Origin of the sequence: Methanobrevibacter sp. V74 (genome assembly GCF_963082495.1) — an archaeon.
GTDB lineage: Archaea > Methanobacteriota > Methanobacteria > Methanobacteriales > Methanobacteriaceae > Methanocatella.
This window is the reverse complement of record NZ_CAUJAN010000002.1, coordinates 403,187-427,642: the sequence shown is the minus strand read 5'-3', so window position 1 is coordinate 427,642 and position 24,456 is coordinate 403,187. Positions and strand designations below refer to the sequence as shown.

The 24,456-nt window shown below is 32.3% G+C and carries 20 protein-coding genes and 1 tRNA gene; 5 read left to right on the top strand and 16 right to left on the bottom strand.

What is annotated here, in order from left to right:
* Window positions 1-10: 10 nt before the first annotated feature.
* Window positions 11-562 (bottom strand): XTP/dITP diphosphatase, encoded by a 552-nt coding sequence (locus Q9969_RS04695; RefSeq protein WP_305554957.1) that lies wholly within the window; start codon window positions 560-562, stop codon window positions 11-13.
* Between the two features lie 43 nt (window positions 563-605).
* The gene (locus tag Q9969_RS04690; protein WP_305554954.1) at window positions 606-2,204 is read right to left on the bottom strand and encodes a bifunctional N(6)-L-threonylcarbamoyladenine synthase/serine/threonine protein kinase; all 1,599 of its coding nucleotides are present in this window, start codon (window positions 2,202-2,204) and stop codon (window positions 606-608) included.
* Window positions 2,205-2,283: 79 nt separating this feature from the next.
* Here Q9969_RS04690 and Q9969_RS04685 point away from each other — a divergent pair, with 79 nt between their 5' ends.
* Both Q9969_RS04685 and cobT read left to right on the top strand, forming a co-directional pair.
* Window positions 2,284-2,787: a hypothetical protein gene (locus tag Q9969_RS04685; RefSeq protein ID WP_305514042.1), complete on the top strand. Its 504-nt coding sequence runs from the start codon at window positions 2,284-2,286 to the stop codon at window positions 2,785-2,787.
* Window positions 2,780-3,844: a nicotinate mononucleotide-dependent phosphoribosyltransferase CobT gene (gene cobT, locus Q9969_RS04680; RefSeq protein ID WP_305514040.1), complete on the top strand. Its 1,065-nt coding sequence runs from the start codon at window positions 2,780-2,782 to the stop codon at window positions 3,842-3,844. Before Q9969_RS04685 ends, cobT begins: the two co-directional genes overlap by 8 nt.
* 32 nt (window positions 3,845-3,876) lie before the next feature.
* Here cobT and Q9969_RS04675 read toward each other — a convergent pair whose 3' ends face one another.
* Together Q9969_RS04675 and Q9969_RS04670 are read right to left on the bottom strand one after the other, a co-directional pair.
* Window positions 3,877-4,710 (bottom strand): undecaprenyl-diphosphate phosphatase, encoded by an 834-nt coding sequence (locus tag Q9969_RS04675; RefSeq protein WP_305554951.1) that lies wholly within the window; start codon window positions 4,708-4,710, stop codon window positions 3,877-3,879.
* Between the two features lie 12 nt (window positions 4,711-4,722).
* Window positions 4,723-5,646, bottom strand: coding sequence for a branched-chain amino acid transaminase (locus tag Q9969_RS04670; protein WP_305514036.1), 924 nt, complete (start codon window positions 5,644-5,646; stop codon window positions 4,723-4,725).
* A 108-nt stretch (window positions 5,647-5,754) separates the two neighbouring features.
* On the opposite strand from Q9969_RS04670, the gene Q9969_RS04665 reads away from it, so the two are divergent.
* Both Q9969_RS04665 and Q9969_RS04660 read left to right on the top strand, forming a co-directional pair.
* A tRNA-Val gene (locus tag Q9969_RS04665) sits at window positions 5,755-5,826 on the top strand.
* A 231-nt stretch (window positions 5,827-6,057) separates the two neighbouring features.
* Complete coding sequence (locus Q9969_RS04660; RefSeq protein ID WP_305514033.1) at window positions 6,058-6,885, top strand: F420-dependent methylenetetrahydromethanopterin dehydrogenase; 828 nt, start codon at window positions 6,058-6,060, stop codon at window positions 6,883-6,885.
* Window positions 6,886-6,980: 95 nt separating this feature from the next.
* Here Q9969_RS04660 and hisB read toward each other — a convergent pair whose 3' ends face one another.
* From hisB to Q9969_RS04610, 10 genes are all read right to left on the bottom strand, one after another.
* The gene (gene hisB / locus Q9969_RS04655) at window positions 6,981-7,559 is read right to left on the bottom strand and encodes an imidazoleglycerol-phosphate dehydratase HisB (protein ID WP_305514032.1); all 579 of its coding nucleotides are present in this window, start codon (window positions 7,557-7,559) and stop codon (window positions 6,981-6,983) included.
* A gap of 39 nt (window positions 7,560-7,598) precedes the next feature.
* A complete protein-coding gene (locus Q9969_RS04650; RefSeq protein WP_305514030.1) occupies window positions 7,599-7,799 on the bottom strand; it encodes a 4Fe-4S binding protein in 201 nt (66 codons plus the stop codon).
* A 20-nt stretch (window positions 7,800-7,819) separates the two neighbouring features.
* Window positions 7,820-8,512, bottom strand: a complete 693-nt coding sequence (locus tag Q9969_RS04645) for a TOBE domain-containing protein (protein ID WP_305514027.1) — start codon at window positions 8,510-8,512, stop codon at window positions 7,820-7,822.
* A gap of 61 nt (window positions 8,513-8,573) precedes the next feature.
* Entirely contained in the window at window positions 8,574-10,130 is a 1,557-nt protein-coding gene (locus Q9969_RS04640; protein ID WP_305554948.1) for a flippase, read from the bottom strand.
* A 50-nt stretch (window positions 10,131-10,180) separates the two neighbouring features.
* A complete protein-coding gene (locus tag Q9969_RS04635) occupies window positions 10,181-10,765 on the bottom strand; it encodes a flavodoxin family protein (RefSeq protein WP_305514023.1) in 585 nt (194 codons plus the stop codon).
* A gap of 70 nt (window positions 10,766-10,835) precedes the next feature.
* Window positions 10,836-14,993, bottom strand: a complete 4,158-nt coding sequence (locus Q9969_RS04630; protein ID WP_305554945.1) for a DUF3344 domain-containing protein — start codon at window positions 14,991-14,993, stop codon at window positions 10,836-10,838.
* Between the two features lie 185 nt (window positions 14,994-15,178).
* Window positions 15,179-15,511, bottom strand: a complete 333-nt coding sequence (locus Q9969_RS04625) for a DUF2149 domain-containing protein (RefSeq protein WP_305554942.1) — start codon at window positions 15,509-15,511, stop codon at window positions 15,179-15,181.
* Window positions 15,512-15,523: 12 nt separating this feature from the next.
* On the bottom strand, window positions 15,524-16,168 hold the full coding sequence (locus tag Q9969_RS04620) for a MotA/TolQ/ExbB proton channel family protein (RefSeq protein WP_305514019.1): 645 nt from the start codon (window positions 16,166-16,168) through the stop codon (window positions 15,524-15,526).
* Between the two features lie 9 nt (window positions 16,169-16,177).
* The gene (locus tag Q9969_RS04615) at window positions 16,178-16,894 is read right to left on the bottom strand and encodes a DUF2162 domain-containing protein (protein WP_305554939.1); all 717 of its coding nucleotides are present in this window, start codon (window positions 16,892-16,894) and stop codon (window positions 16,178-16,180) included.
* Complete coding sequence (locus Q9969_RS04610; RefSeq protein ID WP_305554936.1) at window positions 16,887-21,851, bottom strand: cobaltochelatase subunit CobN; 4,965 nt, start codon at window positions 21,849-21,851, stop codon at window positions 16,887-16,889. Before Q9969_RS04610 ends, Q9969_RS04615 begins: the two co-directional genes overlap by 8 nt.
* Window positions 21,852-22,032: 181 nt before the next feature.
* On the opposite strand from Q9969_RS04610, the gene Q9969_RS04605 reads away from it, so the two are divergent.
* Window positions 22,033-22,875: a phosphoserine phosphatase gene (locus Q9969_RS04605; RefSeq protein WP_305554934.1), complete on the top strand. Its 843-nt coding sequence runs from the start codon at window positions 22,033-22,035 to the stop codon at window positions 22,873-22,875.
* On the opposite strand, the gene Q9969_RS04600 is transcribed toward Q9969_RS04605, so the two are convergent.
* On the bottom strand, window positions 22,872-23,153 hold the full coding sequence (locus Q9969_RS04600; RefSeq protein WP_305514011.1) for a zinc ribbon domain-containing protein: 282 nt from the start codon (window positions 23,151-23,153) through the stop codon (window positions 22,872-22,874). The two genes, Q9969_RS04605 and Q9969_RS04600, sit on opposite strands and share 4 nt — an antisense overlap.
* 51 nt (window positions 23,154-23,204) lie before the next feature.
* The gene (locus Q9969_RS04595) at window positions 23,205-24,443 is read right to left on the bottom strand and encodes a bifunctional 5,6,7,8-tetrahydromethanopterin hydro-lyase/3-hexulose-6-phosphate synthase (RefSeq protein WP_305514363.1); all 1,239 of its coding nucleotides are present in this window, start codon (window positions 24,441-24,443) and stop codon (window positions 23,205-23,207) included.
* Between the last annotated feature and the right edge of the window lie 13 nt (window positions 24,444-24,456).

Here is a 24,456-nt window from a genome sequence, read left to right as displayed (position 1 = left end):
AATATAAAATTCACTCTTTAGTAGAATACCATTTGATAAATTTCTCTAAAGAATTTTTTCTATGTGAAAATTGGTTTTTTTCATCAGTTGTAAGTTCTCCAAATGTTTTACCCTCACCAGGGACATAAAAAATTGGATCAAAAGCAAATCCTAAATCTCCTTTTTCTTCAACTGCGATTTCTCCTTTGACTTTGCCTAAAAAGATCTTGGGCTCAGAATTGGGGGCACAGTACCCAATAACTGACCTGAATTCGGCATACCGGTCAGAGGAATCTGCTAATAACTTTAAAATTCCTTGATTGCCTAGAGTATCCTGAACATAATGGGAATAAGTTCCAGGAAATCCATTTAAAGCTTTAATGAATAAACCAGCATCTTCAACAATCACAGGTTTTCTTAATTTATGACAAGCATATTTTGCACCTGATATAGCCACTTCCTCAAGACTTCCCTGAGGTTCCGTGTAACCTAAATCAATATGCTCTAAAGTAATGTCATAATCTTTGAAAATATTCTCTGCTTCTTTTACTTTATGTTCGTTACCAGTTATAAATGTTATCATATTTTTAATTATTAATAGTAATTTTTATTATATCTTTGCTTAATTAATGTGTATATCTTCCACGAAACTCGATGTCATTAATTGTTTTAAAGATAAATTCATCCCCATAACCTTTTAAAACACAATTAAAGAATTTGACCGCCAATTTATAGTCAATACTTTGCAAAGATTTTTTTAAGACAAGCAAATCAACAGCCTTATCTTCCTTTAGTTGGGAGTATCTTCCAAGGCCAAAATCAATGAAAACCAGTTTATCATCCTGCAGCATAATATTTGAAGTGGTAATGTCCCCATGAATAATATCGAATGCATGAAGTTTAGCTATCTCACCACCTATCTTAAATGCCAAATCCTCATCAATTACATCTTTAACCATTACTCCCTCAATCTCTTCCATGACAATGGCCTTTCTTGCTAAATCAACATCGTACAACACAGGAGTTTTAACACCTGCACGTTTAGCATCAGACAATAACTTAGCTTCTTCCCTGCATCTTGCTTTTCTAATTTTGCCATCAATTTCAGAAATCCTATAACCTTTTACAATACGGTCTTTAATAACAGCTTTTTGGCCTAAATATTGACTTTTGACAATATTTGATTCTGCACCTTTAGCTATTAAGTCATCAGACAATTTTAAATAACTTTTGCTATTATCGATCCATGGAATATCCACTTCATCAGTTCTAAATTTCTGAATAATTCCAGTTTGGGATAAATCCATCGGTCCAAACTCATTACACATTAAAAGACCTAGCCATGCAATCATTACACCATTATCCCCACAAAGTTTCATTTCAGGCATGTAAAATTTAGCACCATGCTCTTCCGACATTGTTTTAAGCATTTCACGTAATCTTGAGTTAGCTGACACTCCACCGCACAACATCACTTCATCTTTTTGAGTGTGAGACAGTGCACGCTCTGTTACCTCAACAAGCATTGAAAAAGCAGTTTCCTGAAGTGAAAAACAAACATCCTCCATAGGAGTTCCTTTTTGAGCTTCCCTAAGTGCTGCAGACAGCAATCCTGAAAATGAAAAGTCCATACCTTTTACAATATAAGGCAAATCAATATATGAACCTTTTTTAGCCAGTTTTTCAATAACAGGCCCTCCGGGATGTCCAAGACCGATTTCACGACCAAAGTGATCAAGGCAATTTCCAACGGCAATATCTAAGGTTTCACCAAATATCCTATATCTTCCACTTTCATGAGCAATTACCTGACTGTTTCCACCACTTACATATAATGAAACAGGATTAATTGCACCAGTGTCAAGTTTTCCAACTTCAACATGACCAATGCAATGGTTAACTCCAATGATTGGTTTTTTAAGTGATAATGATAAGCTACGGGCAGAAGTTGCAACGATTCTTAAAGCCGGGCCAAGACCAGGCCCCTGTGAAAATGAAATTAAATCAATATCAGAATAGTCTAAGTCCGCTTCTTCAATAGCCTGCGGTATTAATTTAGGAATCCATTCTGCATGATGTTCAGCAGCAACTCTTGGATGGATGCCTCCTTCTTCTGGGAATAGCTGCTTTCCAGCCATAGCTAAAATATTACCATCACTATCAACGATGCCTATACCAGTTTTTTCTGCAGTTCCTTCAATGCCTAAACTTATCAAAACAATCAACTAAAAAATTTAATTAATTAATTATTATAATTCCAAAATATAAAAATATTTTTTAAATTCAAAATACAAAAGTTAAAATATGGGATTTTATAGTGCTAATACATTAGAACAGAAAAGAGTCAAACAATTGACTGGTGATATTAACATAAATGACATGTTTAAAAACGAATGTGCAACAAGAGGAATACCTATTTACAATGCATACAATATTCAAAAAAGGTTAATACACGAAATAGAACAGGAAGAGTTGATTGGCATTGATAAAGTTGATGAAAGATTGATGGAACTTTTAGAGGAGAGAGGGAAGAATAAAGTAACTCACAGATATGTGGATTATGTATCAAAAGAAGATAGTGCTTCAAGAGGATCAATACCTTTAAAACAATCCCCAAGTAGTTCGTTTCCTCCAAAAGATAAAATAAAAATCCCTCCAAGAGCAAGAGATGGGCAAACATTTAAAACTGATGATGAATTATCACAAGAAGAGATGTTAAAGAAAATCATGCTCCAAAACAAAAAAATTATTAATCAAAATAAGATAATTATTGATTTGTTGAAAAAACAAGGTGAAAACAATGATTGATGGAATAACCACATATGGTTCAACTGAATTGATCGAAAAATTACAAGAAGTAGAAGAGGATACCGTATTTTTACTCAACATAGGGACAACAGAAACCTCTAAAATTGAAGGAATTTCTGGAGCTGGAGCTAGTGCGGAATTAACTGAATATACACCGGCGGCTGATGTTGAATTTATGGTATTAGGTGAAGTAAGATGTACAGAAACTGCTGCTGAAACCGTTGTTGACGGAGCATCTGCACCAACCCCTGCAAGACTTACAAAAGCAGCACTTCAACTTGCAAATATCCCATTTGTTATTATTGATGCAGGATCCAAAATCAAACCAGATGTTGAATATGTAAGTTTTGGAAAAGAATACGGAAGAGACATTAGAACTGGAAAAGGTATTTTAAATCCCCTAGAAATTTTTGAAAATGGTAAGGATTTAGGTGGGGAATTATCCCAGAGACATGAAATGTTAATCATCGGCGAAAGTATTCCTGCCGGAACAACAACCGCATTAGGAGTCCTAAAAGCCTTAGGTTATGAAGCTAATGAAAAAGTAAGCGGCAGTATGCCATACAACCCCCATGATTTAAAATCAGAAACTGTTGATGAAGGATTGAAAAATGCCGGAATAACCCCCGGTGAAGCAGATGCGATGCAAGCTATTGGTGCTGTAGGTGACCCGACACTTCCAGCTATTGCAGGATTAGTTTTAGGTTCTGATGTTCCAATCATATTAGCAGGAGGAACGCAAATGGCTGCCGTTTGTGCTATTATAAAATCCATCCAACCTACTTTTGACTTTTCAAGAATCAACCTAGTAACTACGGTGTTTGTTGCAAATGATGAAACTGCAGATTTATTCGGCATATTAAAGCAAATTGATGACAATATTACTGTAAATGTAGTTGACCCGAGATTTGAAGAATCACAGCACGAGGGATTGAAAAATTATTTAACCGGATTTGTTAAAGAAGGTGCCGGAGCAGGGGGGGCAATGTTTGCAGCATTAGTGTTAGGAAATTCAGTTGAAAGATTAAGAAAAAAAATAGAAAAAGTATGTAAATAGAGATTAATTCAAATCTCTATAATTTTTTAATTTTAAAAAATATGGGCAATTGAACCCATAAATACTATTAAACCCATCAACCAGCAATAATAAGCAAAAATATCCAGACTCCTATTTTGTATTAAATCAAGCATCCATTTAATTGCGAGATATCCTGCGATAATTGATGCAATAAAACCTAAAAATACAGGTAAGAAGTTTGCATCCATTGTAGAACCAATATCCTTAGCCTGTAACAGAAAAGCACCTAAAATAGCCGGTATTGATAATATAAAACTGAATTTTGCTGCAAATTCTTTATCAAGATCTATTGTTAAACCTGCAGCTATGGTTGTTCCTGAACGTGAAAGACCGGGCAATATTGCACATGCTTGACCTAATCCCATGAATAATGCTTCTTTTTTTGTAATTGTATCATAATTAACATTGCCACTAGTCATTCTTTGAGACAAGAATAATATAGTACCAGTTACAAATAAAAAGAATGCCGGAACATACAATGCACCTGCAAATAATGCATCGACAGAATTTTCAAATAACACCCCTACAACACCTACAGGAATTGTTGCAAGAATTACATACCATGCAAGTCTTTTATAAGGATCCTCCATAAAACCCTGCTTGAATCTTCCTTGAAGGATATCTCCAATACTTAACCACCAAGATTTAAGCATTTTATAAATATCCCCTCTAAAGAACCATAATACTGCAATTAAAGTTCCCAAATGAAGAAAAATATCAAAAGCAAGAGAGCTTTCAACACCCAATAACTTTTGAGCAAATACCAAGTGTGCCGAACTACTAACTGGTAAAAATTCAGTTAATCCCTGAACAATACCGATTATTATTCCTTGAATTATATCCATAATTTACACCACTTAGATATATGATAACCAACCATATTTATCTTCAGACTTGCCTTCAACTAAATCAAAGAAAGCAGTTTGTAATTTTTCAGAAATCGGACCTCTCTTACCAAATCCAATAGTCCTGCGGTCGATTGAACGAATAGGAGTGATTTCAGCTGCAGTCCCTGTGAAGAATACTTCATCTGCAAAGTATAATCTTTCCCTGGAAATTGTTTCTTCAACAACTTCATAACCTAAATCAGCTGCAATAGTCATGATTGAATCCCTTGTGATTCCTTTAAGGTTAGATGATGACATGGACGGAGTGTATAATCTTTCCCCTTCAACTAAAAATATGTTTTCCCCACTACCTTCTGAAACATGTCCCTGATAGTCAAGCATGATTGCTTCATCAAATCCATTATCTATAGCTTCCAATTTTGCAAGTTGGGAGTTCATGTAATTAGCTCCACATTTTGCAAGTGTTGGGAAAGTATCCGGAGCCGGTTTTCTCCAAGAGGACACACCAATATCTACACCATTAGCCATACCTTCTTCTCCAAGGTATGATCCCCATTCCCATGCAGCTATTGCAACATTTACCGGACATCCTAATGGGTTTACACCAAGTTCTCCATAACCCCTAAATACAATTGGACGTATGTAACATCCATCGAGGTCATTTACACGGACAGTTTCTAAGATTGCTTCTGCGATTTCATCTTGTGTGAATGGAATATCCATCTTATATACTTTTGCTGAGTCGAATAGACGTTGAACATGTTCCTCTAAACGGAAAACTGCTACTCCATTGTCATTTTTATATGCACGAATTCCTTCAAAAACGCTAGTTCCATAATGAACTACATGTGAAAGTACTGAAATATTTGCATCCTTCCAGTCAACTAATTCACCATCAAACCATACTTTTGTTTGCTTGTCATCCCATGCCATTTTATCACCAGTTTATTTATTTATTTTTAGTAAGTAATAAAATTTTCTTAGAGGCAATTTGAAAAATAGAAAAGTATATATATTAGTAAATTCATAACATTGCTTGTTGGTTCCGTGGTCTAGTGGTATGATACCTCCCTTACAAGGAGGGGATCACGAGTTCGAGTCTCGTCGGAACCACTTGATTTCTATTTTTAAATGATATTTTCACTTTTAGAGCATTTTTTACCTTCCATATCATTTATAATGATTTAACATGAAGAATAAGGTTATTTAAGTTAAATAAATTTGTTTTAATAATAACTGATTGTTTAATAAAAATATAACAAAATAAGCAGTTAAAAAACAAATAATAAAATTTAAATACATTCTAGATTAAAATTTTAATTATCAAATAAGGAGATTAATATTATGGTAGTAAAAATTGCTATTATTAAAAGTGGGAATATTGGTACATCCCCAGTAATTGACCTATTGTTAGACGAAAGAGCAGACAGACCAAATATCGATGTAAGAACATTTGGATCTGGTGCGAAAATGAATCCTGAACAAGTAGAAGACGTCGTGCCTAAAATAGACGATTTCAAACCAGATTTCGCAATTTTCATAAGCCCTAACCCAGGAGCACCTGGACCAGCTAAAGCAAGAGAGCTCTTATCTGCAAAAGATATTCCAGCAATTATCGTTGGTGATGCACCAGGTAAAGGTAAAAAAGATGAAATGGACGAACAAGGTTTAGGTTACATCATTGTAATGTCTGACCCAATGATTGGTGCTAAAAGAGAATGGCTAGACCCAACCGAAATGGCTATTTTCAATGCTGACATTTTAAAAGTTCTCGCAGAAACCGGTGCTTTAAGATTAGTACAACAAACCATTGATACTGTAATCGAACAAGCAGAATCTGGAGAAATCGAATTGCCAAAACTTATTGTTACTGCTGAAAAGGCTGCAGAAGCTGGCGGATTTGAAAACCCATATGCAAAAGCTAAGGCTATTGCTGCATATGAAATGGCTGGATCTGTTGCAAACTTAGACATGAAAGGTTGTTTCATGACCAAAGGTTTCGAAAACTTCATTCCATTAGTGGCTGCTGCTCATGAAATCGCTGCATGTGCTGCTAACTTAGCACAAGAAGCAAGAGATATCGAAAAAGCAAATGATACTGTTTTAAGAACCCCACATATGAAAGAAGGAAATCCTGGTTGTAAAACAAATTTAATTTCAAAACCAGAATAAGTAGCAAACTTTGCTACTTTCATTTTATTTTTTTAGTTTAAAGTGTCTAATTTTATAAAATAAGTTAAAAAGATAGCAAACCCACTATCCATTAATCACAATATGCCTTTTGTAGAAGGTATTTGATCATGCTCAATTTTAATAGCTTCTTTTAGAGATTTAGCGAATGCTTTAAAAACAGCTTCCGCCTTGTGATGATCGTTAACCCCTTCGACGGCACCATAAATATTTAATTTTGCTGATGAAGCAAAGGATTCGAAAAAATGTATTACAATATCAGAGGTCATGTCTCCGATTTTTTCGTTTTTAAAGTTTAAAAACATGTTGCAATAACTACGTCCACTAATATCGATTGCGACAGTCGATACTGACTCATCCATCGGAACAATTGCATGAGCCATTCTTTTAATACCTTTCTTATCACCAATAGCTTCAAGAAAAGCTTCGCCTAATAAAATTCCAACATCTTCTATAGTGTGGTGATCATCTATTTCAAGATCCCCTAGTGCTTTAACATCCAAATCAATCATTGAATGTTTGGAAAACGATTCTAGCATGTGATTGAAAAAGTGTATACCAGTTGAAATATTGTAAACTCCAGTTCCATCTAGATTCATTTTAATTTGAATATCTGTTTCTGATGTTTTTCTTGAAACATTTGCAATTCTAGTCATAATCTAACCCATTAAAATATTAATTTTAGCTTCAATAATTTAGTCTTCTTCACCTGGACGTATGATTTTAATACAGTCTGTAGGGCATTCCATAGCACATAGTGTGCAAACGTGACAATATCTTAAATCCAATATACGTGCAACTCGCCCCACTTTCCAAATTTTAGCTCCTTTAGGACAAATCTCCTCACATTTTCCACAACCGATACATTTATCTTCATCAACTAAAATTTGTAACATTAACTACTCCCTCTTAAATGTTATAATTTCAAAGTTGCAACAGACATAGCTTTAAATCCCAGGTAAACTGATTTACCGATGTTTAGATTTAATTCTTTTTCGGCTGATACAGTAATATCACAACATAATATAACCCCACCAACATTGACTTTAACACGAATAATCTCGCTTTCAAGTCTCATTTCAATTATCTGACCTTCTAAAATATTACGGATACTGGAAGTTTGTGGCTCTAACATTAAAAAAATATTGTCATAACTAATTAAAGCTAATATCCTGTCGCCGATTTCGTAATTTCTATTTAATGGAGCATTAATCTGAAATTCTTCATTTTTAATTGTCATTATGCCCTTAGCATCCTTAATATCGACAACTTCAGCTTCAATTTCATTAACATCTTTATGGAGTTCCATAATAGCATTAATCTTTTTACATTCTTTTAAGATAGAATAACCCTCTTCAGTTAATGAGGTTCCTCCACCTCCGCCTTTTCCACCTTTTGTAGTAGTTACAACTTTAACATCGAGTGTTGATTCAATTTTATCAATATAATTTAATGCAGTCCTATAAGAAACATCGATTTTCTTAGCCGATGCAGTTAAAGAACCGGTTTCCAATATAGATACAAGTAAATTGTATTTTTTATTATCTAATAAAAAAGAATTGCCATCGACATTAATTTTATATTCAACACCTGCACTCACATCAGTCATTATAAATCCCCCGAAATATAATATTATTATTTATATTAATAACATTTAAATAAGTTTTCGTTTATCTAAATTCTAATTTTTCAATTAAGTTCAGTAATCTATTAACAATCTTAGCAATCGGACCTAATTTAGATGACAATTGCCTTAAACTATCAATATCTTCTTTTTGGAAGAATTTAACTAAAATTAATGCAAAGAAATACAGAATAATACAAGCAAAAATGCTTGGGAACAAGTATAAAGTAGTTTTAGGAATAATTAATGCAAAAATACCCATTATTAATGATGCAATCAATATTTTAACAATGGATTTTGTCGGAGCCTTTGTTTTAGTTAATTTGAATACGAAATAAATACATGGAACCATCATTAAAAAGCAAGCAATACTGGTGGCCAATGCACCGCCAGCAATACCTAAACTAGGAACCATAATCCAATTTAAAACTCCAGTTACAATAGTTCCACCAACTAAAATATACATAGGAATCCTCGGATTGCCAATACCCTGAATAATACTAGTTGATATAGCAAATATTGAATAAAATGTCATTCCAATGGAAAGAATGGCCAAAGCAGATGCACCTGCAACATAAGCCGGATTTTTAAAATATAAAATTCTTAAAGTAGGAGAAGCGAACAATGCAAGGCCTACACACATAGGAACAACAAATAATAATGAATATTTATAAGCTTCAGAAACATATTTCTGCAAAGTTAGATTATCCTTAAGTTTAAAAGCTTCCGAAGAAGCAGGCAAAATTGTTGTTGCAATAGATATAGAAATAATTAACGGCAAACGTGCGATAGGATCTGCTGCTGCAAAAAATCCAATATCCTCAAAAGTTAAAAATCTGCCCATGACAATAGTACAAATATTATAAATAAGCATTTCTGCAATAGCTGTGATAATAACCGGAATTGAAAATTTAACTAAAGTTCCGACAAGCGTTAATTCATCTTTTCTTGTAAAAACAAAGTTTTCACTGAGTTTTGGAATATATTTAGGCATATGAACTTTAAAAATATAAATTGCAACCACGACAGATAAGGAATAACCTAAAACTGTACCCCATAGAGCCCCAACAGTAGACAAACCGATTAAAACAAAAGCAGTAGCAAATAGAATCATCCCCAATTGTTCAACAGCACGAGTATAGACAATATACTCCATTTTATAAACGCCCTGAAATGCTCCTCTAAAAGCACCGACAATAACACTAAACGGAGTAATAAGACCAACAATCTGTAAAGGTATTAATGCTGCCGGTTTTTCAAGATACCCATAAGCCAACCATGGAGAAACAACGAAAATCATTAAAATTCCAAAGAAGAGACCTAAAAATATCATTATTTTTAAAGCCGTATATATCGTGTGACGAGCCATGTCATGCTCATTAATAGCTTCATACTCAGCAACATACTTAGCTATTGCAGGAGGAAGCCCACCAGCTGATAAAGTCTGAAAAATTCCCTGAAACGGAAGAGTAATCCCTAAAATACCATAGGCAGTGGGGCCTAAAAGTATAGCCATTAAAAAACGATAAACATAACCACCTAAACGAAAAATTATGTTACCTATGAGAATTATCAAACTACCTCTTATCAACTTATTAGCCATATTATAACCTAAAAAAAAGTTTTTAATGTATTTTAACTTGATTATAGTATTTAAATATATTTATTTAAGAAATTTTCAAACTCATGTAAAGTCCTGTTTAATGACTCCATACCATATTCATCTTTCTTAATTCCATCTAAAGAATCTTGAGACCAAAAAGATGCACCTAAATTAGAACCGAATGGTCCGCCACTAACAGGAATAATGCCATGTATCATAAAATAAGTTATATTGGCTAAATGAGCAAAATCCTGACCACCAGTACGATCGCCACCAATAGCAATACTCATACCGATTTTACCTCTCAATAAATTATAATCAATAGCTTCCAGAGCTCGAGTCCTATCCATAATTATTGATAAATTTGCTGAAATAGAACCAGATTGAATTGGAGTGGCCAGAATAATTCCATCGGAATTCTGGAGGTTTTCATAAACTTCCCCCATATCATCTTGTATAATGCATTTTTTATGCTCTAAACAATAATCACAATGAAGACATGGTTTAAGATCTTTAGCCTGACAATTAAACAATTCTGTTTCAAAACCATGCCCACTTAATTTATCTAATGCCTCAGTTAAAACATGATTTGTTGTATTAATTCTGGGACTTGCACAAATTCCAAAAACTTTCATGAAGATAGTTTATAAAACTTAATTAAAATAATTTTGTAAAAAAAGAAAGAATAGGGAAGGAGAGCCATCCCTATTTTTTAATATAGATTTTGACTTTTTTACTTACTGCGTTAAAACATTTGCTACCATTAAATATAACTTTAGCTGTGTATTTTCCTTTTTTAGTTAACTTTTTAATCTTAAAGACTGCTTTACCTTTAGAATTAGTTTTTGCATTATAGATTTTGCCTTTAATTCTGAGTTTAACCTTTACTTTCTTCATAGCCTTATATCCATTGTCTTTTAAAACAATTTTATATTTTTTGATTTTTTCTTTAGCTTTGAAAGTTTTCTTTTTGGCGATTAGTTTAGGAGTTGCTTTTTTAACTATAACTTTTGTAATAGCGGTGGATTTAATATGTGTTTCATCACCATCATATGAAATGCTTACAGTATAGTCTTTTGGAGATAATTTACTTGGAATAGATAAACTAGTTTGACCGTTCTCCTTTGTAATTATTTCACTAGATTGACCATTTAAAACTATGGTAATCTTAGCATTGGCAATTAAATTTCCATTACTGTCTTTTAAAGTTACAATTAATTTTTTATTGGAGTTATAAACTGTTTTTACACTAGGAGCAATAATTTTGGTTGGAAGTTTTTCAGGAACCTTCTTGGTTAAAACAATGATTTGTTGCAATACTGTAAAGCTGCCAGAAGTTCCGCTGAATATTACGGAAATATTGTTTTTATCATTAATTGTAGAGGTCATATCTTTTACATATAAATCTGTTGATAAAGATGAACCCTTCCACGGATGACTTTCACTTTCCCCATTTATTACAACAGTACCTCTACCATCTACAGCACCATTAGCGAAAATATAAGCAGTAGCATTAATCATGCCTGATGAATCAACATTGATGAGTGAATTAACTTGAATAGGGTTGTTTAATCCCCCATAAGTACCTAATAAATCAGCTCCGTTAGAAATATAAACTTCTTTTATAAGTTTACTGCCAGTAGTATTATACATATAAACTAAAGTTGCTGGATAAACTCCTGCAGAACCTGTTTTATTTAAATCCAATACATTAGTACCATTTATGATATAATTACTTACATCATAAACAACAACACCTGATCCAGTATTGGATTTTAAATTACTTTGATCACGGGCAAAAAAGACAGGATTCAATTTATTGTCATTTAAAGTGACAATGAACATGTCAATATTGTCATTAGCTCCACCATAAGTATATGTAACATATAAAAATGCTTTAACAATTAAATCTTTTTCTGTTAAATTAACAGTGAAGTTTGTTAAATCATATTTATTGATACCAGAGGCATAAGTTCCATTTGTTAAGAAAACAATATTGCCTGTAATAGTGGCATTATAAAATGGCTCTAAACCAGTTTCATTATAAATATCTTTACCAAGATAACCATTATATAACACAATAGCCTGACAAGAAGTTTCACCTACTTTTTCTTCATTGAATAAAACTTGAAGTTGATAATCTACATTATTATAACTACCAGATGATCCAATGTATTTAGCAGATTCATTCAATGGCCTAATTGTAGGATCAACCAAACTTAAAGTATTATTACCATTATTTAAATCAATTTCAGTTGTATTGACAATTAATCCATTAGCTAATAAATTAAATGTATATCTACCTGCCTTATTTGTATTAACAGTGATAGATAATGTATTATTAAACTCGGGATAAATAATGTTTTTAGTGTTTTGTAATACTTTCATCGAAGCGGTAACCTGAGCAAAATCTTTAGATGTTACAATAAATTGAGCTAAAGAAGAAATAGTCTCACCGGTGCATACAAAAGATACATTATTCGAATCCTTAACAATACTAGTTACATCAGTTTGGAATAAATCAGTAGTTTTAGAACCGCCATTCCAACAATTTTCAAATATCTCCCCATTTACAACAACATGTCCGTCTGTTTTATCAGCACCAGCTGCAAAAATATAAATAGTTGCATTAGTTATTTTATTAGATTCTACATTTATTATAGATTTAGCTTGATTGGTTCTATTTGCTTTATTAAACCTATTATTAAATAAATCATATCCCTTTACAATGTACATGTTTTTAAGTGTTGTGCTTCCAGTAGTGTTATAATAGTAAACAAAAATACTTGGATTTAAAGCAGGATCGCCGATTATCCTATTTAAAACTAAAGAATTTTCACCGGAAGAATTAATTAAACCACTTACATCATAAATTAAAGATCCATACCCATAGTTCCATCCTAAATTTGGATTATCATGATTAAATGCGATAGCAGTTAAAGAGTGTCCGTTAAATGTGGCATTAATCATGTTACTATTTTCAACATTTGCACCATTTGCATAATTAAACCAATTATATGGAACAATAATAAATCCGCCAGCAATATTTGAATTGTTGTCTAAATTAACATCCCAAACATCGGTTCTTGCACTATTACCAGAAGACATATAAGTTGAATCTCCTTTTATATCAACAACAACATCTCCGGTGAAGGAAATATTCATTAATGAATCATAACCATCAATACCATAAGCATATTCACTGCCCAAATACCCATTATATAATATTTTAACAGTTAAATTTTTAGTAGCGATTGTGTTTTCACCGTAACCCACCTCAACTGTCCAATTAACATTTTTATTATTGTTATTTAAAACAGTTGTTTCATCAATGGCCCTAATTGTTGGGTCAATGATTGTTAATGTATTTTGACCACCAATCAAATCAAATTCTGTAGTATTTACAACTACATCATCAGCCAATAGCCGGATAATATATTTACCTGTCCTACTTGGTGTAACTTTTATATTCAATGCATTAACAGTTCCAGGATAAGCAATTCCGGAATATTCCGGAGATATGCTATTGATTTCAGCAGTTGGATCTTCGTGGGTTTTTACAGTTAAAACCGCAAGAACTGATTTTGCTGAAAACCCATTATTTGAATAAGTTAATGTTGTTTTAGTAGCCGGAGTAAGACTTTCAGTTACATTCCATTTATTGAATTGATAATACTGACCAGATACATGTACCAATGCATCATCAACCGGTTGTGAATTAATTTTATAGCTTGCCTCTGCACTTGATAAAAGAATATTCTTCCACATTGATTCATCAACGTATTTTATAGAAGAAGTATCAAATTCTAAATTCATGCTTTCAGTTGTGTACCTCTGATTAGCATCAACCCAATAATTAATTATATCTTCATCTCCATCATCATAAGCTAATAATAAAGCGATTAATTTAATTCTACCATCAAACTGATAACCCTCCTTTTGAATAGAATCAACATTAACAGATACTGAAGTTCCGTTTAAACCATTGACTATTTCAGTAACATTATAAAGAAGTTGATAATCTGAATAAACTCTTGTAACATGACCGTTAAGTGTATAAACAGTAGCATCCGGACTGCATTCTAAAGTCAATAGTTCCTCATATCCAAGATTCACATTGCCGTTGATAGTTGTAATACTGGCATTAGAATCCAAAGCATAATTCGGATTACTACCACTACCAGAATAAATATTTATGTATATTATTGCATTTTTAATTTCTTTTGCATTATTTGGAATTGTATAATTAAGTACCCCACTAATTGTCCAAGGATTTGTACTATTTACCTCTACATCACCAGAAACAACCCCCTCATATGTTAATGAAGGTTCAATTACTCTTGATTTTACAGTCGATTTCACCCAAGATTTGTCCAGATCAGATGAACCTTGTTCTAAATATCCCGATCCGTATTCAGATTCATCAGGAGCAAATTCTATACTATATGGATTATCGCTTGCAATAAAATTCAAAGAATCATCGAAATTACAACTAATTTTATGATTTGATAATTCCCGAGATGCTGTTTTTTCATTTGAAGATATTGTTATTGGAAAATCTTCACCATCATGATTATTTCCATCAATATCTACAAGAGAGCCAGAACCATTGGGCGTGTCTCCTTTGGTGATTGTAATATCTTCCTGATCAGAATTAATGTATGCGCCTGAAGTGCTTTGAGAATAAGCTAATTTTGAATCAGATCCCCTATCTGAACTTTCAATACTTCCATCATCACTACAAATTAAATTATCCGTTGGATTATCCAAATCATGTGCACAAACCGATGAAATAACCATGATTAAAACAAATAATAAAGTTAATGACAATGCCAATTTTTTAACTTTTGTTTTCAATTTCATTCTACCCTAACCTTTTTAATAAAATTCGAAGCATTTATTTAAAAAAAATAATTAATATAATTAAATTTAATAATAATATGCTTATTTTTATTATATTAAATAATAAATATTTAAATTTTATTATTACTTATTTCATATATAAAATAATGAATTTATAAAACTTAAAAATATAAAAAAAGAATATTTTAACCTTCAACCATGATTAATTTGCCCGTTGAAGGATCTTTATAAACTTTGCCCATTTCCATATATCCAGAACCAGAATCATCAGAAGTATCAGGAGTTTCATTCAAAACTTTTCCTTCATTGACCTCAGTTACATCAGAGGATGATTCTTCAATAGCCTTCTGTTGGTTTTGAGAATCCTGAAATATTACACTTTGCATATTCCAACTTATAACAACAAAAATTAACAATCCAACAGCTATTACAAGCATTGCGTCAACTAGATTTGATGTTCCAGCCATTGGATCTTCTTCCCCTTCAGCAAAGCGTTTTTTAGACTTATCGCGAACCATAACTAAAACCTCCTATTGATTCAATTTATCCAATAATGCATCTGCCAAAGCATCTAAATTGGACAAATACTCCTCATACCACCGACGCCTTACTTTAGATACAAAATAAGCAACTGCACCTGCTCCAATACCAACGACAGTTGTATCAAATGCGATAATAATAGCATTGGCCAATGTATTTACATCCCCTGCACCAAGAGCAGCGAGACCCGGACCCATTGGTATTAAAGTACCCATCAATCCTAATGTTGGTCCGATACGGGTTACAACATCAGTTTTTTCAATTTTTTTAGTGAAGTTATTCTCTTCAAACTCAATTAGCTTTTTAGCAAGAGCATGCCTTGAATCACGAGTTAGAGAGTTTGAACGCAATATTTTAATCAAAACAACCTTTTGGGATTCATAAATTTTTGCATTTTTAATTATGTTTTTAATATCTTCAATTGAATTAGCATTTGAAATCAAATAAATTAACTCTTCAATAATATCAGGCGTTACCTTTTTTCTTGATGTATACTCAGAAATCAAACCTCCAATAGCCAATATTGCAAATATGGCAAAGATTACTAAAAATATGATTACAGGAATTTGTAAACTTTGTGAAATCATATTTAATGCTGATGTTAATATTTCACTTCCCGGAATTGTCGATACCATTAAATCACCTTAATTGAAATTACTATTTCTCCTTGAAATTAATCCCCCAATCACTACAATTACAATCATCAACATTAATGCCCCGATCAATGAGTAAGGTGAGGATATCGTAATTGCATCCATTGGATTTTGTATCATTGCTGTAATGTTTGGTAAAAATAATGCTGACAATAGGAAATATATTCCTAAAAAGAACATAAAATTGCCAAGCACAATTGGATATGGTTTATTGATGAATTTAACTAGATAATTAGATGCAAAATAGGTTAAAACAATAGTTAGAACTAATGCTCCAGCTACAATAAAACTCAAATCAATCAAACCTAAACTAACACTTGGCGCAACAAGCATTATACTTACAATAATTGATCCAAAACAACATGGGCATGGTGCTACAACAGCCATGCATGTAGCTTTAGTTGTATTTTTTTCAAATACCTTATATTCTCTAATTGTAAAAATTCCTGCTAAAATCATGATTACTGCCATGATCAAGAAGAATTCAAAGTTATAGGTATAAATTAAATCTGTAATCTGGTTTGTGAAATGTGAAGAAATTTCAGTTAAGATTAACACTCCCCCACCATAACCAATTGAAACCAATGCCAAATATTTCTTTGACATATTCGCAAGACCTGTTGCAAGACCCAATTTTATTCCAAAAATTAAAACAGCGGATAAAATACCTACCTGCCATAAAATATTGACTGCATCCAAATTAATCACCTAATTTTTCATTGAAGAGATTATCTAAATCTTGATTTCTATTAGATTTATCGCTATCTCTAAAGTATCCAACTGCAACGACCATGATTAAGCACAAAATTGCTAATACTGCTAAAACAGACAAACCAACTTCACTAGCTGATTGTGAAGTAATTGGATTGATTTCAACTGATTTTTTAACATCAGCACCTTCCAAAGAGGATTGTCCTGCCTGAGGAGATTGTGAATTTTCACCAACATTTGAAAATGCTTCACCATATCCATTTTCACCATTTTGAGCATTAGTTTGAGTTGTAGTTGTAGTTGAATTAGTTTTTATTGTTGAAGAGGAATTTGAACCCTCCACTGGATTTTGAGTTGAAGCTTCTTTTTGATTTTCATTTGTATCACTTTCTGGAGGTTGTGTTGATTGAGTATTGTTTTTAAATTTTGGATTTTTAGTTGCGTCATATAGTTTTGGAAGCAATTGAGCCAGAATATCAGGATTTACATATTGTACAGCCCATTGCATCATTGCAATATTACCACAACTACAATCGCAACATGCCACACCATTTTGAACTGTTGCTTGAGCCCAGGTATTTGCTATATCCCTAATAATTTCATCATCTGCATTCCAATAACCTTTATGTATTGTTGTAAGCATTGTTCCGCTCATTGAAATAAGTGAATAAGCATTATTACCCTTCATTAACCAATCTTTAACACCAATTCCATATTTATCCTTGTAATAAGTATTATAAATCCTATTCCATAAGTCATCAGAAACTGCAGATGGTCTTGTTACTTGCCAGCCCTGTAAATTACTTATAAATTTATTTGACATATAACGAGCTCCACTATAACCTTCTTTCATCATTCCACTGATCCATTCAGGATTATCATATCTTGCAGCAATTTCTTTATACATTACTTCCTCCAATGATGAAATATATGCATTATTTTTATCAGCATACATCAATACATTGAATTTTGGAGCTTTACCTAAAATTTTTTCTACAGTCATTGACAAACCTCCCCAATAATCAAAGAAGTCATCATTATCCAAAACTCCATACTGGTTTGTATTACGACTAGCTACAATTGTGTCTGAGTTTGATAGTGCTCTTAAGAAAACTAATGGATTTGTATCTCCCCAATACTTCTTAGAGTACATATTGCCCATTCTTCCAAGATAAAAATCAGCCAATTCGCTTGTATCATTCCATGTCCATGACATCGATACTAATTTTGATATTCCTGCACCATAATCCCCATTTGGCGGTGCAAATATCCTTGTTATAGCACATTCACCTGCGTAAGTAGAATTATATCCTACACTTTTATAGTATAAAGTATCTTCTATCCAATGTTGAGCTACATAATTATTTTTCAATGCCTCTGAAGAAACCCCATAATAATTAATACTTTCCATTACTCCTTCAAGAGCTTCTCTTAAATATATACCATTTTCTGAGTTCATTAATGTGGAATTTCTAATTATTGCGAAGTATGATCTTGCAAGTGATACACGAAATGCATTATCCATTAAAATAGCTTGTGAAGAATACAAATCTCTAAATAATCCACTAGTGATTACAGTTACATCAATTCTTTTTTTACTCCAACCATTAGGACGAATTAAATTATTCAGTTTAATTACTTCAGGCATTGAACTTACCTTTTTACCTGTTGGGTTTCCTTCATCATCAAAACCCGCACTTGACGAATTTGTCCAAACTGGTTTCATGCCCAATAAATATAAAACTGTTGAAACAAGAGCTCCGTCATCTCTTGCTGTTTCTACACACCAAATTCCCATTATAATCTTTTCAGTCGTATCATTTAATCCAGCGAGAGTTAATAAAGCTAAAGTTTTAGCATAATCCCAAGCCTCCATTGTTGGAAGTTCGCTTGATTGGTCTTGGAACATGTTATTGCCTGTTGGAAGAATAGCCGGTTTTATAACCAACTCTCCTCCTTCACCAACTGGAATGTATCTCCCATTTAATCCATCAAGCATTGCATTTAATTCATTGCCGACGGAAAACTTAATTAACTCAATATATTTTTTACCTAACTCCAAACATGCTAAAAATATAGGATTGTCGAATTTAGAGTCTTGTGATACTAATAACTCATAAACTTTTTGAGTATCCCAATAAATTAATGCATTGACAATGTCATAGGATTTATTTAAGATTGCTTCTCTTTGCAATACATTTAAATCATTATACCCGCGGGAATAATAATAATCTGATAGCTCATCAAATAAATTCAACACTCCTTGATTATTTTCGAGTACATAATTATAAGATAACATGGCTGATACTGTACTTGCAATATCATCATCACTCCAAGCTTGACCTAGTGCATGAAGTCCTAATGGATATAATGTTGATTGCATTGTTTTTAAGAAGTTATTTACCTTATCCATAATCAAATTATCATCTATTGTTTGAACCTCTTCTTTTGTTAACCCCAAATTAGTAGAATAATCATTGCTGATGATTAACTGGCGAAGCAATTCAGGATTATTTAAATTATTGGCCATGACAGATAAATTACCATATACATGAGTATAAGACATTGGAGAAGTTAAGTGTGAAATAATTACCGCAAAACCTCTTCTTTTAGCTTGAATGGCTTCGGCAAGACCATCGGCAATATAGAAATATAACTGTGGAACATCCCCGACAACAACAGAACCATAATCAGTGACTGAAAGTAAAATCTCTTTGCCGGGCAGCCACTCATGAGTGGCATGCCTTCCAACAAATATCATTGCATTATCGTATTTATTTTGCATATAATAGTAAGCGGCCAAATATTGATGAGTTGGAGCAACAGCAGTACAATGATATAAGTTTTCAATATCGGATTCCCATCCTCTTTGAGGTTCAGGAGCAATGAAAATATTACCATAAGTTAAACCAGGGATAACGAAATAATCACTGCCATTTCTATTAACAACCATTACATTACCTGGCGCATCACCCCAGCCATTTAAACCTGAAATATTTAAACTTTTAAATTTTTCAAAGTATTTTTTAAATAAAATAAAATAACTATCATCACGTGTTGAGGTATATCTCTTTAAAGCATTGACAATATTGGTTAAAATACTTTTAGATCCATCTAGATTCTTTTCAGGAAGAAGCGCAACAACCTGATTATACCAATCATCAATCGTATCTCCAATAGTTACAGTATAATTTAACTCAACGGCCCTTCTTGAAAGTTCCCCAATATAAGCAACCGGACCTTGAGTAACTTGTATTTTAACAATCTCATCTAGAGAATTAAACCAAGCAGTATACTCATCAACTGATAAAAGGGTAATTCCTGATTGGTTGGCTAATTTTTCAAGCTCTCCCGGTGCCCAAGTAGCTACATTGATACCACACTTAAGCATTAAATTTTCAAGTTCATCAACACTTGAAGGCAATTGTCCAACATTATAACCTGCATTTTTTAAAACATGAAGAATATTGTAAATACTTGTTATTGAATTCAGGTAACTAGAACCAATATTTTGTTTTCCTGGAGGATAGTTATAATAAATAATAGATAATAATTTATCAGCATTTGGAGTGTATTTTAAATCAACCCATGAATCAATTCTATCAGTTAACAAATCAACATTCCGTTCATAAGGAATATAAGTAACGATTCTAGCACCGGTTAAATTTGAAATGTAGTAATCTTGACCTCCAACAAAAGTTGCATCTATAATACCCTGAGTCTCAGCAATAGTAATATGCCACCATTTATCACTACGTTCTGTTGTAAGACCTGTGGATCCTAACTCCCACATCTCATTTGATACATAATCTGAATGAACTGACCTAAAAACAGGCACTCCAACTTTTTCAAAAAAATCTGTTGCTTTTGTGAAATTTTCACCGCCAACACCATATGCAACCATAGACACGATTGCATCAACATATGTATCATAATTTGAAGAATTTAATAAAAACCCACCTATATCACTACCTGCACTAGTCCATGATTCAACCATCACTCGTAATTGTTCTGCTGATCCTCCAGCTGCATAAACTGGAATAACATTATATCCCTTTGATTCTAATGATTCAATGATTGAAATTGTTGGATGTAACTGTTGAGATGCAATATACATTGTACTTTCTAAAATTCCTACAGTCCGTATCCTCGAAGCATCGAAAAATACACTCATATACTCTTCTAAAGAGTACCACCTATCACGATAAATCCCATAATTTTTACTGCCTGTGAAATCAGGAACATTATAAGAAAAATTATAACCAATAAGATTCAAAGTGTATAAAATTTGATTTTTAAGATTATTTTTATCGTTTAGGTCTTTATAGAGAACTAACTGATTTAAAATACTGTTAAATTTATATCCTTCATTTGTAATATAATTGTTAACATTAACATAAGACGTTCCTCTTTTGGTATGATTGAAATAATCTATTAATTCATCATTAGTATTTGAGGCAAATATTTTATTATAGTTTATAGTATTGTTTCTAATCAAGTTTAATGAAGTTGAACCAGAATTTAAATTACCAGAAGGAAGTTCCAGTATTAAAAATAGTTCTTTATGAGATAATTCCGGATATTTGCCCAATAAATTTGTTAAAACAGAATCGACATCTGTACTTATCCATTCACCAATGAATGCATCAGAGTTAACAAATAATGAATGCAACTCTTCCTCCTTCATGCCTTTTACTTGTTCACCACTTCTCAAAACAATATTAAACCCGGACAAATTATCTTTATTATAGAGTTCCTCACAAGCATAATCAACAATGTTTGTCCCAGGAGTATCTGAAATAATAAATATCGTTTTGTCTGGCGGGTTAATATCTTCTAAATCCTCTTGAGTATTTTCATCTAAAGTTATATTATCATTAGATGTTTCAGCAAAATTTACTTGCAAACATAAAAACAATAATAACAACATTATAAAAATATATTTTTTATTCATACAATACCCCAATAATTTTTTTAATATATATTTTATAATTTATAATAATTAAATTAATAAGTATTTAGATATAATTATTACTAATCTGGACAAAAAAGTAATACTCATGATGAAAAGGTTCTACAAAATATTTATTACATCTAAAAATCAAAACATAGAATATTGATAAACTGGAGATAATATGAAAGTCGGAAAAGGCATTGTAAAAAAATATTCAAGAGAATATAATAGAACACTCAAAAGTGGTGAGAAAAAGAAATATATCACAGAACAAATCCAAATTACAGTACCGAAAAACGAAGACATCTACGAAAACAAAGAAAATGTTTTGATTATCCCAAATTCTGAAATTAAAGAATTTGAAAATAGAGAAAAAGAAAACGAGTTTTTAAAGATAGCTAATTACTTACATGTTGAGGATGTGAAGGAATTGGAAAAACAATTAAAAGAGGGTAGAGACTCAACCAATTTAGAATACGAAAAAGAAATCGAAACCCTTAAAGCAAAATTATTAAAGCAAACTAATGCTTTAAGTGAAATGGAAAGTAAATATGAAAATTTACATCAAGATAATTTAAAAAAAGAAAATGAAACTATTAAAGACAAGCATTCTAAGTTAATCGTTGAAAATGAAAACTTAAAAAATAAATTTGTCAATATTAAAACTGAAAATGAAAACTTGAAAGCAAAGTATACTAACATAAAAGAAGAAAATAAAAACCTTAAAAACAAGTGTTCTAATCTCAAAGAAGAACGTGAATCAATTCATGACAGTTACAATAAAGTTTCAAATAAATATGACATTTTAAAACAAGAAAATTTAAATACAAAAACTAGCTATGCTGAAATCTTTGAAATGAATGAAAATTTAGAAAAAGATTATGATTCTCTACTTCTAGAATATAATGATTTGGTTGACAAATTCAATGATTTGCAAGAAGAATTATACAATATTAAATCTAATCAAACTCGTGATGATTATATAGCCAGTAGAGTTAAAGAATTTATACTAAACAGATCCTAAAGAGTTTTGTAATCATCTTGAAACTCTGGATTCCATCTTTTTAATCCTGGAATAAACATTGCAGTTATACCGGTTGCTTGGGTTTCAGCAAGTCTAGGATTTTTTTCCATCATTTCTTTTGTTTTTCTAACAATCATCTCTTCTAATGTTATATCTGGTTCTGTGTATTCACCATTATGATAACAATCCTTACAGAACTCATTATTTAGACTACCATCTTTATTGGTTCCATAATCTTCTTTTACGATTGGTCTTCCGCATGAATTACAAAATCCCATGAAAAATACACCTTAAAAAAAAATAGAATGTAAATTAGAAATTTGCCTAATTTACTCTTTTACTTCAATGTTTTCGTCTTCATCCATTGCAAGTCTCATGTTGTCTGGATCTGGGTCAAAATGTTCTAAGAAGTCTTGTGCAGCTCTTCTTACATCTCTTGAACCAATAATGTACCTACCAGCAATAATAATGTTTGCACCTTTATCAATGGCTTCTTTAACATTATTAGGTTTGATTCCACCAGCAACAGCGATTAAACCTTTTTCACCAAGTGATGCTTTGATATCTTTAATATTACCCCATTCGGTCATATCACTAGTGTCTTCACCGTGTTCTGCTCTGTAGGTTTCCATATCAACATTTCTGTGTAATAATACAATGTCTGGTTTTAAGTCTTCAGGTAATTTAGCTAATTTTTGCTCAAATTCTGCTACATTCATCATATCAAGAATTGAGTAAATACCTTGTTTTTGAGTTTCATGAATAGCTTTAGCAATTGATTCAACAGTACCCAGACCAGAAATTGCCACAGCATCTGCAGTTTCATCAGCTGCCATTTTAACTTCAACACGACCTACATCTAAAGTTTTTAAATCGGCAATAATGAATGCATCTGGACGTAAAGCTCTGATCTTTCCAATAATTCCAACACCGAACTTCTTAACAAGGGGCGTACCTGCTTCAAGGAGTATTCTGTCATTATCAGGCAAATCGTTGATAATTTTTTCCATTACTTGTTCGTTATCAAGATCAAGTGCAACTTGTAAGTATGGTGGACTCCAGAGTTTTTTGACTTTGAATCCCATGATTGGGTGAGTTCCACGGTCTTTTTCTGCAAGTACTTTTTCAATTGATGGGTAGTTTTCCATAGCTCTTCTGATTGCTAATTTGGTTGCCCCATAATTGTATTGGTAGATTTTACGGAAATCTTTTGCAGAGGGATCAATAAATACACTAACATTAATAACAATGTCTTCTACAATATCCATTGGAATGTATCCATCTGCTACCGCATCTGCTACCGCTCTTGCAACAGCTGTTTGTGCAGGTCCAAATATTTTACTTGCATCGTCTAAATCTCCAACACTTACTTTAGGAATAATTAAAGTAGCTGGTTTTGTCATTAAATTAGGTCTAATTACACTAGTTAGTGGAGTGTGGCCTACAGATAAATTGGATAAACCATTTGCAAATGCTTGACCAACAGGCCCTTGTTTATCACCAATTAGTAAATCAATGTGTGCTAATTCTGGGCCGTCTCCAATAAGAGCTTCTCCTATTCTATACATTGGGTCCATTAAA

What these genes read in the sequence shown, in the direction of transcription:
- Q9969_RS04695 (WP_305554957.1), bottom strand. Translation starts at nt 562, where the DNA reads ATGATAACATTTATAACTGGTAACGAACATAAAGTAAAAGAAGCAGAG.
- Q9969_RS04685 (WP_305514042.1), top strand. Translation starts at nt 2,284, where the DNA reads ATGGGATTTTATAGTGCTAATACATTAGAACAGAAAAGAGTCAAACAA.
- cobT (WP_305514040.1), top strand. Translation starts at nt 2,780, where the DNA reads ATGATTGATGGAATAACCACATATGGTTCAACTGAATTGATCGAAAAA.
- Q9969_RS04675 (WP_305554951.1), bottom strand. Translation starts at nt 4,710, where the DNA reads ATGGATATAATTCAAGGAATAATAATCGGTATTGTTCAGGGATTAACT.
- Q9969_RS04670 (WP_305514036.1), bottom strand. Translation starts at nt 5,646, where the DNA reads ATGGCATGGGATGACAAGCAAACAAAAGTATGGTTTGATGGTGAATTA.
- Q9969_RS04660 (WP_305514033.1), top strand. Translation starts at nt 6,058, where the DNA reads ATGGTAGTAAAAATTGCTATTATTAAAAGTGGGAATATTGGTACATCC.
- hisB (WP_305514032.1), bottom strand. Translation starts at nt 7,559, where the DNA reads ATGACTAGAATTGCAAATGTTTCAAGAAAAACATCAGAAACAGATATT.
- Q9969_RS04650 (WP_305514030.1), bottom strand. Translation starts at nt 7,799, where the DNA reads ATGTTACAAATTTTAGTTGATGAAGATAAATGTATCGGTTGTGGAAAA.
- Q9969_RS04645 (WP_305514027.1), bottom strand. Translation starts at nt 8,512, where the DNA reads ATGACTGATGTGAGTGCAGGTGTTGAATATAAAATTAATGTCGATGGC.
- Q9969_RS04640 (WP_305554948.1), bottom strand. Translation starts at nt 10,130, where the DNA reads ATGGCTAATAAGTTGATAAGAGGTAGTTTGATAATTCTCATAGGTAAC.
- Q9969_RS04635 (WP_305514023.1), bottom strand. Translation starts at nt 10,765, where the DNA reads ATGAAAGTTTTTGGAATTTGTGCAAGTCCCAGAATTAATACAACAAAT.
- Q9969_RS04630 (WP_305554945.1), bottom strand. Translation starts at nt 14,993, where the DNA reads ATGAAATTGAAAACAAAAGTTAAAAAATTGGCATTGTCATTAACTTTA.
- Q9969_RS04625 (WP_305554942.1), bottom strand. Translation starts at nt 15,511, where the DNA reads ATGGTTCGCGATAAGTCTAAAAAACGCTTTGCTGAAGGGGAAGAAGAT.
- Q9969_RS04620 (WP_305514019.1), bottom strand. Translation starts at nt 16,168, where the DNA reads ATGGTATCGACAATTCCGGGAAGTGAAATATTAACATCAGCATTAAAT.
- Q9969_RS04610 (WP_305554936.1), bottom strand. Translation starts at nt 21,851, where the DNA reads ATGAATAAAAAATATATTTTTATAATGTTGTTATTATTGTTTTTATGT.
- Q9969_RS04605 (WP_305554934.1), top strand. Translation starts at nt 22,033, where the DNA reads ATGAAAGTCGGAAAAGGCATTGTAAAAAAATATTCAAGAGAATATAAT.
- Q9969_RS04600 (WP_305514011.1), bottom strand. Translation starts at nt 23,153, where the DNA reads ATGGGATTTTGTAATTCATGCGGAAGACCAATCGTAAAAGAAGATTAT.
- Q9969_RS04595 (WP_305514363.1), bottom strand. Translation starts at nt 24,443, where the DNA reads ATGTATAGAATAGGAGAAGCTCTTATTGGAGACGGCCCAGAATTAGCA.